We start from the raw sequence: 12,883 nt of genomic DNA, 5'->3' as shown, positions 1-12,883 counted from the left end.
GCCGTGGTGACATCCGCGTGAAACCGGCGCTAACTCACGCCAGCCAGTCAGCGAAAGACCGGCCTGTGAGCCGCTCGTAGGCCTCGACGTACCGCTGACGGGTCGCCTCGACGACGTCCGCGGGCAGGGCAGGCGGCGGAACGTCGCTCTTGCGGTCCCAGCCGGACGCGGAGGACGTCAGCCAGTCGCGCACGTACTGCTTGTCGAACGACGGCTGCACGCGGCCGGGCTCGTAGCCCTCGGCCGGCCAGTACCGCGACGAGTCCGGCGTGAAGACCTCGTCCGCCAGGATCAGCTCACCGGAGGCGTCCAGCCCGAACTCGAACTTCGTGTCCGCGAGGATCAGGCCGCGCGTCAACGCGTACGCGCGCGCCTCGCTGTACAGCTCGATCGTCCGGTCGCGCAGCTTCGAGGCCAGCTCGACACCGTGCTTCTCGGCGATGACGTCGAACGACACGTTCTCGTCGTGCGCGCCGATCTCGGCCTTCGAGGCGGGCGTGAAGATCGGCGGGTCCAGTTCGGACGCCTCGACCAGACCGGCCGGCAGCTCGATCCCGCAGACCGCGCCGGTCGCGGTGTAGTCGGCCATGCCCGAGCCCGTCAGGTACCCGCGCGCCACGCACTCGACGTCGACCATCTGCAGCTTGCGCACGAGCAACGCGCGGCCGCGGACCTCGGCGGGGATGCGCGGGTCGTCGAACGCGACCAGGTGGTTCGGGGCGAGTCGCTCGAACCAGAACACGCTCATCGCGGTGAGCACGCGGCCCTTGTCGGGGATCTCCGTGCTCAGGATGTGGTCGTACGCCGAGATTCGGTCGGACGCGACGAACAGCAGCAGCTCGTCGTCCACGTCGTACAGATCGCGAACCTTGCCGCGGGCGACGTGCTGGTAGTCAGCGAGCGTAGGCACGCTGGTCAGCCTACGTGGCCGAGTTCCGTCAACCGACCTACACCCCTTCACCTCTACAGATCAAGGCAAAAGAAGCTTAAGGTGCACCCGTGCTCCCTAGAAAGGCCCTGTGGATCCCGGCTTTGGCAAGCTTGGGACTGCTCATCGTGCTGGGCGTGGCCGGGTGGAGCTTCGACTCCAGCCCCATCTCGTCGCCTGCCGCAGGAGGTTCGCTCACCTCGAGCACGCCCCAGTCCGTGACCATCGTCCCGACTCCGGACGACGTCGAGATCACGGTCAAGGGGTCGTCCTCAGCGGCGACGACGACCACCACGACGAAGACCACGCAGCCGAAGCCGCCACCCACGCAGACTCCTCCTGCCGTGCAGCAGCCGACGACCACCGAGCCCCCGCAGCAGGGACTCCTGGTCAACGAGGGCGCCCGCTGCGATCCGGAAGGCGCGAACGGCATCGGCCTGCTCGGCGAGAAGCTGGTGTGCCGCAAGGATCCCCAGCGCGGCGACCGGCTGCGCTGGCAGAAGGCCTGAGCCCTAAGCGCGCCACTCCAGCACGTCGATCTTGTCGCCGACCGCGATGGTGCCGGTGCGCGTCACCTGTGCCTTCATGCCGAACGTGACGCCGCCATCGGGGTCACGCCGGTAGGCCGCCAGCGAGCGAATCGGCTCGGGGCCGTCCTTCAGCCCGGTCTCCTGGTCGACCATCGGCACGGCGCAACGCACGCAGTCCTTGGCGTAGGCCAGTTCCACGTCACCGATCGCCGCGCGCCGAACCCGGTCCTCGGTGTGCGGTTCCGGCCAGCCGGACACGACCACGTTGGGGCGGAAGCGGTTCATCGGCACCGGGTCCCCGCCGCGTTCCAGGATGCGCTCGTTCAACCCGTCCAATGAGGACAGCGAGAGCACCAGCAACGCGTTGCCGTCGGCGTACCCGACCAGTCCGGTGGTCTCGCCGGTCGTCTCCCGACTCAGGTCCGGTGGCGTCCGCACGAGCCGCACGGATCGCTTGAGGGCCAGGGAGAACGCCTCTGCGGCCTCGTCGCCCTGGTCCACGCCGAAGCCGTTCCAGGTGTGCACGGCGACCGGCACCCGAGGCCCGTCGGCGATGATCGGGAACGACTGTCCACCCAGGAACAACGCCGAGTCCGTCAGGTGCGGACGCAGCGCGGCCATCTCCGGGACCTTGCGCTGCGACAGGAACACACCGCCGTCGTCGACCAGCATCATCATCCGGTCGCCACGCAGTCCGGTGGCGTCCACCGCGGAGGATGCGACGGAGTACCCGCCGCATCCCTTGATCGGGTAGACGACCAGATCCGAAACGATCACAGAATCGGCTCTGGCTCGTAGGCCGGGTACTTGTCGACGACCGCGGCGACCTGCTCCACGATGGACGCGACCTGCGCCGACGCCACGCCGGTGAACGACAGGCGGTCGGCCAGCAGTGCGTCCAGGGCGGCCTTGTCGAGCGGCAGCCGCTCATCCGCGGCGAGCCGGTCCAGCAGGTCGTTCTGCGCCAGGCCCTGCTCGCGCATCGCCAGCGCGACGGCCACCGCGTTCTCCTTGATGGCCTCGTGCGCGGTCTCCCGGCCGACACCCGCGCGCACGGCCGCCATCAGCACCTTCGTCGTGCCGAGGAACGGCAGGTAGCGGTCCAGCTCACGGGCGACGACGGCCGGGTAGGCGCCGAACTCGTCCAGCACCGTCAGGAACGTCTCCAGCAGCCCGTCGAACGCGAAGAACGCGTCCGGCAGCGCGACCCGGCGGACCACCGAGCACGACACGTCGCCCTCGTTCCACTGGTCGCCCGCGAGCTCGCCGACCATGGACAGGTAGCCGCGCAGGATCACCGCGAAGCCGTTCACGCGCTCACACGAACGGGTGTTCATCTTGTGCGGCATCGCGCTGGACCCGACCTGGCCGGGCTTGAAGCCCTCGGTCACCAGCTCGTGGCCCGCCATCAGACGAATGGTCTTCGCCACCGACGACGGTGCCGCGGCGAGCTGCACGAGCGTCGAGACGACGTCGAAGTCGAGCGAGCGCGGGTAGACCTGGCCGACGCTCGTGAGCACGCGCTCGAAGCCGAGGTGGCCCGCGACCGTGCGCTCCAGCTCCTCCAGCTTCTCGGGCGTGCCGAGCAGGTCGAGCATGTCCTGAGCCGTGCCGACCGGGCCCTTGATGCCGCGCAACGGGTAGCGCGCGATCAGCTCGTCGAGGCGGGAGAACGCCACCAGCAGCTCGTCGGCGCCCGTCGCGAACCGCTTGCCCAGCGTCGTCGCCTGCGCGGCCACGTTGTGCGAACGACCGGCCATGACGAGGTCGGAGTGCTCGGCCGCGAGGCGCGCGAGGCGGCCGAGGACCGCGGCGACCTTGGACCTGATCAGCTCCAGCGACCGCAGCACCTGGAGCTGCTCGACGTTCTCGGTCAGGTCGCGCGAGGTCATTCCCTTGTGGACCTGCTCGTGGCCCGCGAGCGCGTTGAACTCCTCGATGCGCGCCTTCACGTCGTGCCGCGTCACCCGCTCACGCGCGGCGATCGACTCCAGGTCGACCTGCTCCAGCACACGCTCGTAGTCCGCGATCGCGGTCGCCGGAACGTCGATGCCCGCGGCCGCCTGCGCCCGCAGCACCGCGAGCCACAGCTGGCGCTCCAGCACGATCTTGTGCTCGGCCGACCAGAGCGTCGCGAGCGACGTGGAGGCGTAGCGACCTGCGAGGACGTTGGCGATGCGGGGCTTCGTCACGTCGCAAGATTAGTGCACGCGGACCTCACTGCCAGGCGACGGCGGGGTCCGTGACCAGCTCTGTGAGGACCCCCACGCGCACCGGCACCGTCTGCCGCAGACCGGCGCTCGTCGCCGGGTTGTAGTTGTGGCTGGAGATGCGCACGACGTATCCGCTCTGGAACACGCGCTGGACCTCCGCCCTGGCGATCTCCGGTGTCCCTTCGTTGAACTCGGCCTCGGTGACGACCGACCCGTCCTTCTGCTGGACGTCCTTGCACATGGTCGCGCCGCCGCAGAAGTCCTTCGTCGAGAGCCCCTTGACGCCGGCTTCCACGCGCAGCGAGGTCGGCCCGATCTGGTCGGTCAGGTAGAGATAGCCCGAGAACTCCGGGTCCCCTGGCGCCCGCGCCGGGGTCGACGTCGTGAACGGGGGGTAGGTGAGCCTGCCGGGGTTGAACGACCCGGCGATGTCCGTGAGGTTCGTCATCGTCACCCCGAGCTTGGCCGCCAGCTGGTCGCCGGCGCGCTGGGCCTTCTTCTCCACCGACACGCTCGGCGGCGCCGACGAGCTCGCCGGGGTGTCGGCGCCGAGCTGACTGTCCCGGTCGCGCGGGAGCAGGCCGGGTAGCGCGAGCGACGCGACGGCGATCACCGCCGTAGCCACGCCCACAGCGACCAGCGCTCGTCGACGACTTTTTTTCTGCTCGACCCGCCTGATCAGGGTGTCGGGGTCGAAGTCGAGCGGCGGCTCGTCCCAGACGGCCAGCAGCATTCCCTCGCGGATCTCCTGCTCACTCACGACGCGACCCTCCCCGAACTGTTGTCGAGCTTCTCCACGATGGTGCGCAGTGTCGCGAGACCGCGCGCCGTCTGGCTTTTGACCGTTCCCTCGGTGCACCCCATGGCCACCGCCACCTCGGCGACCGACAGGTCCTCGAAGTACCGCAGCACGAGCACCGCCCGTTGCCTCGGCGGCACCTGGAGCAGCGCGGTGTGCACGAGCTCGCGCGCCCACAGCTTCGCGCTGGTCGTGTCGGGATCCACGGTGGCGTCCGCGGCGTCGGGCAGCTCCCCGTCCCGCTGCTCGGCTCTGCGCCACGGCCTGCGCTTCTCGTCCAGCCAGGTGCGCAGCAGCACCTTGCGGGCGTACGCGATCAGGTTGTCGAGGTCCTTGATGCGCTTCCAGGCCACGTACATCTTCATGAGGCTCGACTGCATCAGGTCTTCGGCTGTGTGCCAGTCGCCACAGAAGAGATACGCAGTACGTCGCAAAGACGCGGCATTGGCTGCCGCGAATTCGCGAAAGCCCTGTTCATCGGCCTTGCGCATGCGTTCCCCTCTCGCGTCCTCAACCAGGGGAACGCATCGGAGGAACGCCAGGTTGCATCAGGCGTGACGCGAAAGAGCCGAACGGAGCATCCTGGCCGCCACGCCGCGGGGGTCCGACTTCAGCTCGATGAACGAGTTGACCACGGATCCGTCCACCAACGCGATCAGTTCCTCCACCCGGTCGCTCCCGATGTCCCGGCCCGAGCGGGCGAAGACGTCGGCGATCAGCTCGCGCAGTTCGGTCGACAGCACGCGCATCAACGGCCGCAGGTACGGGCGGCGGCCGGTCGCGACGAGGCGTTCGTAGCGCAGCAGCACGGCCTCGATGTCGGTCGCGTCCTCACCGACCAGCAGGTCGAGCATGAACTCCACGAGCACGTCGTCGGTCGTCTGCTCGGGCAGCGACGAGAGCCGTTGCCGGAAGTTCGCGAGCTCGCTGCGGCCGTGGAACTCGACGGCCGCGATGATCAGCTCGTCGAGCGAGTCGAAGTAGTACGTGGTCGACGCGAGCGGCAGACCAGCGCGTTCGGCGACCGCGCGGTGCCGGACCGCGTCGAACCCGCCCTCCGCGAACAGGCCGGACGCGGCCTCCACGAGCGCCTGCCGCCTGCGCTCACCCTTGGGGGTTGCTGCCGTCATAGTCGAGCCAGAGTACTGGGCGGACGATCAGAACCTGGGGGCCAGTGCGTCCGCGAACCGCTTGGCCTGCCCCTTCAGCTCCCCGTCGCCCTGGGTGAACACGTAGAGGTCCAGGCCCTGGGCGGTCTTCACCTTCTCCGCACCGGCGGGCGCGTCGAACGGCTGCGGCGTGACGATCGCGGTGATCGTCAGCCCGTCGATCTTGAACGCGACCGAGCGCGAGCCGGGCGGGCAGCTCTGCGTGGGTGCCACTGCGAAGTCCGGTGAGACCGAAAGCTCGTCGGCGAGGGCGTCAGCGAGCTCTCGGTCCACACCTGCGCAGCCCTGCACTGCGCTTTCACTGGCCGAAGGGCCAGTGCTTCCCGGCGTCTGCGAGTCCCCCTGCGTGGACTCGCTTTCACCGGAGAAGCCCGTAGGCGGTTTCGCCTCGAATGGAGACATCGGGGATTCTGCCGCGTTGTCACGGTTCTGCCCAGAACCCACGCTGTTCAAACTGCTCGAGTCCTGACTCACCCAGCTGTTGGCGGCGAAGACCCCGCCGAATCCGAGCACCACGACCAGGGTGGTGCCGGCGGCGATCGAGTTGCGCCTGCGCAGCGTGGCACGGCGCGAAGCCGTGCGGACATCGCCCGCGTCGAAGGACGCCGGTGGCGCGTCCTGTGCTGCGTCGCGGAACAGGTCCGCGAGCTTCTGCTCGTCCATCTACGTCCTCCTCTCGCTGGTCACGACGCCGGTCGCAGGTCGTCGATGGCGTCACCCAGAGCTTCCCTGAGCGCTGCCAGTCCGCGCGCGGTCTGACTCTTCACAGTTCCTTCCGAGCACTTCAGCGCCTCGGCCGTGGCCGTGACGTCGAGGCCCTCGAGGAACCTGAGCACGAGCACGGCCCGTTGCCTGGGCGGGACTCTGCGCAGGCCCTTCAGCAACGCCTCACGGGTCGCGACCGTCTCGCCGATCTCGTTGTCCGTCGTCGGCGACTCGGGCATCTCGTCGGTGAACTTCTCGCGACGCCACGGACGGCGTGACTCGTCGATCACCGCGCGCACGACGGTGCGGCGGACGTAGGCGTCGAGAGCCTGCTTGTCCCGAATCTTCCGCCACCTCCTGTGCACCGCGACGAAGGCCGTCTGCGCGAAGTCGTCAGCGCGGTGCCAGTCGCCGCACAGCAGGTATGCCGTTCGGCGCACAGCCTCACGGCGAGCCACGAAGTACTCCGCGAACTCCTGCTCGTCGCGCTGATCCACGCGGACTGCTCTCCGCTCGTTCTTCGAGTTGCACTGACTGGACGGAAACTGAGGCACCAACGGTTGCACGAACCATCGGCGAGAGCTACATCACCCCCTCGGTCGTTCACCGGATGTGATGTGATCGAGCTCGTGACCCCCATCGACCTGCGCTCGGACACCGTCACCCAGCCCGACGAGGCCATGCGCCGGGCGATGGCGGCGGCCGAGGTCGGCGACGACGTGCTGGACCACGACCCGACCATGGCCGCTCTGGAGGAGCGGGTGGCGGGACTGCTCGGCGTCGAGGCCGCCCTGTGGGTTCCCTCTGGATCCATGGGCAATCTCATCGCCTTGTTCCTGCACCTGGAGCGCGGTGACCGGTTCCTGGCTCCTCTCGGCGCGCACGTGCTCGACGCCGAGCTCGGGACGGCCGCGTGGCTGGCCGGCGGGATGCCGCACGCGCTTGCCCCGGTGACGCCGGAGACCGTGATCGCCGCTGGTGGTGGCGAGTCTCCTTATTACGGGCTGCGGACCACGCTGTTGTGCCTGGAGAACACGCACAACGCTGCCGGTGGCACGGTGACCTCGGTCGACGAGCACGCTTCGCTCGTGGCGGCGGCTCGGTCCATCGGGCTGGCGGTGCACCTCGACGGGGCCCGGCTGTGGAACGCGTCCGTTGCTCTCGGGGTGCCTTTGGTGGACTTGGCCGCGGGGGTGGACACCGTTCAGGTGTGCCTGTCGAAGGGGCTCGGCGCGCCGGTCGGATCGGTGGTCGCCGGGTCCGCGTCGTTCGTCGTCGAGGCCCGGCGGGTGCGGAAGATGCTGGGTGGCGGCGTGCGGCAGGGCGGGGTGCTGGCCGCGGCGGGTCTAGTCGCCCTCGACCGGATTGATCGATTGGCCGACGATCATTCGAACGCTGATGTACTTGCTTCCGGACTGCGGTCGCTGGGCTGGGAGGTGGCCGAGCCCGCCACGAACATCGTGCTGGCGTCGGTGCCCGACCTGGACAAGACGCTGCTGTCGTTGCGCGAGGTCGGGGTTTTCGCCAGTCCCATGTCAGGCAAGGTTCGGTTCGTGACGCACGGCGACGTGGACTCGTCCGACATCGCCGAGGTGCTGCGCCGGCTTCGAGAGGACGTCTGAGATGCGCTGGATCGTGTTCGACTTCGGCGAGGTGATCAGCCAGCGGAACCCGGCGCGGCCCGCGATGGCGGCGAAGCTCGGGGTCACGCTGGAGGCTTTCGAGGCGGCGTACTGGGACCGGGACGCCTACGACCGCGGCGGGTCGGACGCCGAGTACTGGTCACGGATCGGTTCTGTGCTCGGGCTGACCCTCGACGACACGCTCGTCCACGAGCTGACCGCCATGGACAACGCGGGCTGGCTCGACGACCCGGTGGTGGAGACCGTCGCGTTGATCGAGGACCTGGCAGCACTAGGCGTGCCGCTGGCGTTGCTGTCGAACGCGCCGTCGACGTTCGGGCGACTGGCCGAGAAGGTGCCGTGGGCCAAGCACTTCCGGCACCTGATCTTCTCCGGCGACCTCGGCTGCGCGAAGCCGGACGCGGCGATCTGGAAGCACACGTCGTCCGTGATCGACTCGTCGGACGTGATCTTCTTCGACGATCGGCTGTCCAATGTGGAGGGCGCCCTGGTCGCGGGCTGGGACGCGCGACTGTGGACGTCAGCCGCTGTTGCGCGCGCCGAGCTCCGCACGGAGTTCGGCGATCTCGGCGCGTAGGTTCCGCAGCTCCTGCGCGGTCTCGAGCTCGGCTTCCTCGACACCGCGCAGCTTCTCCACGAGCCAGCTGGCGATCGTGCCGGTGATGACACCGAGCAGCGCGATGCCACCGACCATCAACAACCCGGCGACCAGCCGCCCCTCACCCGTGACGGGGTAGCGGTCGCCGTACCCGACCGTCGACATGGTCGTCAGCGTCCACCACAGCGCGTCGCCGAACGTGGTGATGCTGGCGTTCTCCGCGTGCCTTTCGGCGTCCAGCACCGCGAGGCTCGCGCAGAACACGACGATTACCGTCACGCCCGCGACGTAAATGCTGACCCGTTGCCTGATCTTGTCCTGGAACTTCTTGTTCAGCAACGTGATGACCGTGATCAGCCTGAGCACCCTGAGCTGCCGCACCATCGGCAGAACGACCGCGGCAAGATCGAAGATGTGCGTTTTCAGAAACTTGACCTTGTTCTGCGCCAACGTCAGCCGCGTGGCGAAATCAGCCGCGAACAACGCCCAGACCAGCCACAACGCGATCTCCAGGGGAAAGTGCATGGCCCCGTGATCGTCGAAAACCTGCCACGCGTAGGCGGCGAGGAACACCACGGCGAGTGCCGTCAACGGCCACTCGACCTTTCGCTCCCACCGCTCGAGGCGGGCCTCGTTGGCTAACAACACCGCCCCATGGTGAGCGGTGCGTAGTCATTAATCCAGAGTCATCGCTTGGATTTGATCGCACCGTAAGCCGCGGTGCCTGCGAGGAGTAGTCCTCCAATCACAGCGAGCCAGAAAAGGCCTTTCACGACGGCCCCGACGACGGCCAGCACGATCCAGATCGCCACCAGCCACCCGATGATCGCCCACATTGGACTCCCCTTCCTCCGCTCCGTGAACGTCCGGCCGGCCGGTTTTGTTGCGCGGCCCCGGCTCGGGCGCGCGTCCGGCTTGAGTGCGCGTCCGGTCCTGGTGCGCGTCCGGCTCGGGTGCGCGTCTGATCCTGGTGCACGCCTGGTTCTAGCGCGCTTGGTTCTGATGGGCGCCTGGTTCTGGTGCGCGTCAGGTCCAGGTGCGGGTCAGCTCCTCGTGCGCTCCCGGTTCCAGCGCGCTCCCGGTTCCAGCGCGGGCCGGGTCCCAGCGCGGGCCGGGTTCTGGTGTGGGCCGGGTTCTGGTGTGGGCCGGGTTCTGGTGTGGGCCGGGTTCTGGTGTGGGCCGGGTTCTGGTGCGCATCCGGGGCTCAGAGCCAGGCCTTCAACCGCCGGAGCGCCTCCTCGATGTCCTGCGTGGCGCCCGCGAACGACATCCGCACGAAGTGGTGCCCGTCCACAGGGTCGAAGTCGATGCCGGGCACGATCGCGACCCCGGTGTCGTCGAGCAGCTTCTTGCAGAACCCCATCGAGTCGTCCGTGAGATGCCGGACGTCCGCGTACACGTAGAACGCCCCGTCCGCCGGCGCCAACTTGTCGATGCCGAGGTTCGTCAACCCTTCGAGCAGCAGGTCCCGGTTCACCCTGTACCGCTGAAGATGCTCAGCCGTCTCCGCGTACGCGTCCTCGTGAAACGCCTCGACCGCGGCGTACTGCGCCAGTGCGGGCGGACACAGCGTGAAGTTGCCCGTCAGGCAGTCCACGGCCCTGCGCAGCCGCTCCGGCAACAACATCCACCCGAGCCGCCACCCGGTCATCGCGAACGCCTTGGAGAACGAGTTCACGACGATCGCGTCCCGCGACGTCTCCCAGGCACACCGGAGGGGCTCCCCGTAGCTGATCCCGTGGTAGATCTCGTCGCTGACGAGCTGAACCCCGTTGGCAGCACACCAGGTCGCGATCGGCTCGACATTGGCCGTCGTCCCCGTCGGGTTGGCCGGACTCGCCACGATCACACCCTTGAGCCCGGGATCGAGCATCTCGACCGTGGGCTGGAACCGCGTCTCCGGGCCGCACGGCAACTCGACGACCTCACACCCCAACGCCTTGAGGATGTTGCGATAAGCCGGATATCCCGGCCGCGCCAGGGCGACCCGATCCCCGGCGTCGAAGGCCGCCAGGAACGCCAGCGTGAACGCCCCCGACGACCCCGTGGTCACGACCACGTCGTCCGCCGTCACGTCGAGGTCGTACTGCCGCTTGTAGTGCCCGGCGATGGCCTGCCGCAGCTCGGGAATCCCCAGCTGCTCGGTGTAGCCCAGCGCGTGCTCGCCCAGGGCTCGCGCGGCGGCCTCTCGCACCGGGCGCGGGGCGGGGCTCGACGGCTGTCCGGCGGCCAGGGAGATCACGTCCCCGTGCGTTCGCTGCCGTTGTGCGGCGGCGGACAGCACGTCCATGACGTGGAAGGGCGGGACGTCGGCGCGGGCAGCCACGGTCAGCATGCCGCCAGGCTAACTCCCCAGCACCTCTCCTCACCTCTGTCCGTTTCTCACCTCACCTCAGGCCTCGCCCCAGGTCCCGGCACCCTCGTCAGATCCCATCCATCGCTCCACGCCTCAGACCTCCACGCCTCAGATCTCCAGGCCTCTCCACCTCAGGTCTCCGGGCCCTCCACCTCAGGGCCCCCACACCAAGGTCGTCACACCTGAGGTGCAGCACGCCCTGTCGCACCCCCCGCGCTTCCGCAATATGCGGGCGCAGATAACAGCGTTTCAGGACATTCGTTACCCGTGTGGGTGTGGATAACCGAAACCCGGCACATTTCCGTCACGAGATACCTGACGGAGAAGTGCCGGGTTCCGGACAAATCTCACCTGATCGAGCGAGGCTAATACCCTTGGTAGCCGCCGCCCTGGGACATCGCCTTCAAACCTGGGTGGCCTTCGAAGCCGCCATAGCGCGAGAACGTGTAGCGGACGCCGGCGATGATGTTGTCGATCGGATTCCAGATGTCGTCGTGGCCGGGCAGCTTGTGGGCGTTGAACGTCGAGTCGATGCACTGCATGAGGCCCTTGGAGGGCGTTCCCGCCTGGGCGTTGGAATCCCAGAGGTTGATGGCGTGCGGGTTGCCGCTCGACTCCTTCTCGATGATCTTCCAGATCTCGTCGATGTTCTCGTCGGTGACCGGAATGCCGTTGGCCTGAAGGATCTTGATGGCTTCGCGGATCCATTCCTCGACGTTGCCGGGAGGCGGGCTGCCCGAGGGCGGGCCGCCGCCGGAGCCGAGGCCGCCCGTACCGCCGCCGCCCTCACCTCCACCTCCACCACCGCCTCCACCACCGGACGCGCCGCCACCGCCTCCGTGGCCGGAAGCCGCAGGCGTAGGGGTGGGGGCGGGCTTCGAGTCCGATGCGGACGAAGTCTTGGTCGAGTCGTCGGGCGGTGCGGTCGGGGCCCACTCGACGGGCTTGCCCGGTGCGGGCGTGAAGGACTGGGTGTTCGGGTCCTCGAGCGACGAGAACTTCGGGGTCAGCGCGCCGGGGCGGCCCTTCAGGGTGCCGGCGGCGGCGTTGACTGCGCTTTCCGCTTGGGAGACAACGGGTTGGGCGTCGCTGGTTGCCTCGGAGCAGTAGCCGCGGATGACGCTGTTGACGTCCTCCTGCGGCTGGCCGTGGAGCTGCTGGCGCGTCTGGCGGGCGCGGCTCAGGAGGTTCTCGCAGATGCGGCTCATCGAGGTCTTCGCGGTTTCCAACGCGTTCGCGGCCGCCTCCAGGTCGGTCGCGGCGCTGTTGAGCGCGTCGGCCATCGAGGTGCCGCACTTCGTGACGTTGGCCATGTAGGCGACGAAACCGTCCGAGGACTTGCCTTCCCAGGCGCCGTCGAGCTGCGTCACCGACCGCTGCAGGACGTTCGTCTGGTCGCCGCACTTGCCCGCCGCCTGCTTCCAGCGGCTCGCGATGTCGCGCACGGCCTGGGGCTGCGCGGTCTCGATCTTGTCCGCGAGCGCGGCCAGTTCCGCGCCGCCGGGCAACGCCGCGACTTCGTCCAGCGCGCTCACGTCACACCGCCTTCATGGAGTTCTTGTTGGCTTCCTCGACGTTCGCGACATTGGTCTGGATCGCGTCGAGCGCGCCTTCGACCTTGCGCAGCACTTTCTCTGCCGCTTCGAACTCCTGCGTGCCGGCCTGGTCCATTGCGGACACCGCGCCCGAGATCGCGCCGGAAGAGCCGAGTTTCCCGAAAATGTCCGGATTGCCGTACTGGCCAGAAAAGCCGTCACCGATCGCGCCGAATTGCCCGGCCTGACTGCTCACGGTCGTTCGGCACTGTTCCATGGCTTCAGTGTTGAACTTCGTCGCAGCCATGCGCGCCTACCCCCTCAACGTCTACTCGCCGACCTTAGAACGAATTGCGCCGGGCAGTGCGCCGATTCGCTCTTTCGAACGACGATGCCCGCCCGTCAAG

Annotated in this window: 16 protein-coding genes; 3 read left to right on the top strand and 13 right to left on the bottom strand. The window is 68.3% G+C overall.

The window, feature by feature from the left end; translation table 11 throughout:
• Nucleotides 1-34 precede the first annotated feature (34 nt).
• Nucleotides 35-910 carry a phosphoribosylaminoimidazolesuccinocarboxamide synthase gene (locus BM417_RS19535; RefSeq protein WP_093595712.1) on the bottom strand — a complete coding sequence of 292 codons (876 nt, stop codon included), beginning with the start codon at nt 908-910 and terminating at the stop codon, nt 35-37.
• Nucleotides 911-999: 89 nt separating this feature from the next.
• Here BM417_RS19535 and BM417_RS19530 point away from each other — a divergent pair, with 89 nt between their 5' ends.
• A complete protein-coding gene (locus tag BM417_RS19530) occupies nt 1,000-1,437 on the top strand; it encodes a hypothetical protein (protein WP_143138711.1) in 438 nt (145 codons plus the stop codon).
• Nucleotides 1,438-1,440: 3 nt separating this feature from the next.
• On the opposite strand, the gene BM417_RS19525 is transcribed toward BM417_RS19530, so the two are convergent.
• Genes BM417_RS19525 through BM417_RS19495 form a run of 7 tightly spaced genes read right to left on the bottom strand, consistent with a single transcriptional unit; the run spans nt 1,441 to nt 6,841 of the window.
• Complete coding sequence (locus tag BM417_RS19525) at nt 1,441-2,235, bottom strand: MOSC domain-containing protein (RefSeq protein WP_093595706.1); 795 nt, start codon at nt 2,233-2,235, stop codon at nt 1,441-1,443.
• Nucleotides 2,232-3,650: an adenylosuccinate lyase gene (gene purB, locus BM417_RS19520; protein ID WP_093595703.1), complete on the bottom strand. Its 1,419-nt coding sequence runs from the start codon at nt 3,648-3,650 to the stop codon at nt 2,232-2,234. The genes BM417_RS19525 and purB overlap by 4 nt, the downstream gene beginning before the upstream one ends.
• 25 nt (nt 3,651-3,675) lie before the next feature.
• Nucleotides 3,676-4,431 (bottom strand): hypothetical protein, encoded by a 756-nt coding sequence (locus tag BM417_RS19515; protein ID WP_093595700.1) that lies wholly within the window; start codon nt 4,429-4,431, stop codon nt 3,676-3,678.
• Complete coding sequence (locus tag BM417_RS19510; RefSeq protein ID WP_093595697.1) at nt 4,428-4,961, bottom strand: SigE family RNA polymerase sigma factor; 534 nt, start codon at nt 4,959-4,961, stop codon at nt 4,428-4,430. The genes BM417_RS19515 and BM417_RS19510 overlap by 4 nt, the downstream gene beginning before the upstream one ends.
• Before the next feature lie 57 nt (nt 4,962-5,018).
• Nucleotides 5,019-5,600, bottom strand: coding sequence for a TetR/AcrR family transcriptional regulator (locus BM417_RS19505; protein ID WP_093595694.1), 582 nt, complete (start codon nt 5,598-5,600; stop codon nt 5,019-5,021).
• Nucleotides 5,601-5,627: 27 nt separating this feature from the next.
• Nucleotides 5,628-6,302, bottom strand: a complete 675-nt coding sequence (locus tag BM417_RS19500; RefSeq protein WP_093595691.1) for a hypothetical protein — start codon at nt 6,300-6,302, stop codon at nt 5,628-5,630.
• Between the two features lie 20 nt (nt 6,303-6,322).
• The gene (locus BM417_RS19495) at nt 6,323-6,841 is read right to left on the bottom strand and encodes a SigE family RNA polymerase sigma factor (RefSeq protein ID WP_093595689.1); all 519 of its coding nucleotides are present in this window, start codon (nt 6,839-6,841) and stop codon (nt 6,323-6,325) included.
• A 183-nt stretch (nt 6,842-7,024) separates the two neighbouring features.
• On the opposite strand from BM417_RS19495, the gene BM417_RS19490 reads away from it, so the two are divergent.
• Together BM417_RS19490 and BM417_RS19485 are read left to right on the top strand one after the other, a co-directional pair.
• A complete protein-coding gene (locus BM417_RS19490) occupies nt 7,025-7,966 on the top strand; it encodes a threonine aldolase family protein (protein ID WP_407656160.1) in 942 nt (313 codons plus the stop codon).
• Between the two features lies 1 nt (nt 7,967).
• Nucleotides 7,968-8,564, top strand: coding sequence for an HAD-IA family hydrolase (locus BM417_RS19485; RefSeq protein ID WP_093595687.1), 597 nt, complete (start codon nt 7,968-7,970; stop codon nt 8,562-8,564).
• Here BM417_RS19485 and BM417_RS19480 read toward each other — a convergent pair.
• The 5 genes from BM417_RS19480 to BM417_RS19465 all read right to left on the bottom strand — a co-directional run bounded on the left by BM417_RS19480 (nt 8,508) and on the right by BM417_RS19465 (nt 12,783).
• Nucleotides 8,508-9,233, bottom strand: coding sequence for a potassium channel family protein (locus tag BM417_RS19480; protein ID WP_093595684.1), 726 nt, complete (start codon nt 9,231-9,233; stop codon nt 8,508-8,510). The genes BM417_RS19485 and BM417_RS19480 overlap by 57 nt on opposite strands.
• 38 nt (nt 9,234-9,271) lie before the next feature.
• Nucleotides 9,272-9,421: a hypothetical protein gene (locus tag BM417_RS47830; RefSeq protein WP_166049133.1), complete on the bottom strand. Its 150-nt coding sequence runs from the start codon at nt 9,419-9,421 to the stop codon at nt 9,272-9,274.
• Nucleotides 9,422-9,789: 368 nt separating this feature from the next.
• Nucleotides 9,790-10,920 carry a pyridoxal phosphate-dependent aminotransferase gene (locus BM417_RS19475; protein ID WP_093595681.1) on the bottom strand — a complete coding sequence of 377 codons (1,131 nt, stop codon included), beginning with the start codon at nt 10,918-10,920 and terminating at the stop codon, nt 9,790-9,792.
• Nucleotides 10,921-11,306: 386 nt separating this feature from the next.
• Nucleotides 11,307-12,476, bottom strand: coding sequence for a WXG100 family type VII secretion target (locus BM417_RS19470; protein WP_093595678.1), 1,170 nt, complete (start codon nt 12,474-12,476; stop codon nt 11,307-11,309).
• 1 nt (nt 12,477) lies between these two features.
• Nucleotides 12,478-12,783, bottom strand: a complete 306-nt coding sequence (locus BM417_RS19465; protein WP_093595675.1) for a hypothetical protein — start codon at nt 12,781-12,783, stop codon at nt 12,478-12,480.
• Nucleotides 12,784-12,883: the final 100 nt, after the last annotated feature.

It is taken from the genome of Lentzea waywayandensis (genome assembly GCF_900115955.1).
Lineage (GTDB): Bacteria > Actinomycetota > Actinomycetes > Mycobacteriales > Pseudonocardiaceae > Lentzea > Lentzea waywayandensis.
The sequence above is the reverse complement of the archived record's forward strand: the minus strand, read 5'-3'. Positions and strand labels throughout refer to the sequence as shown.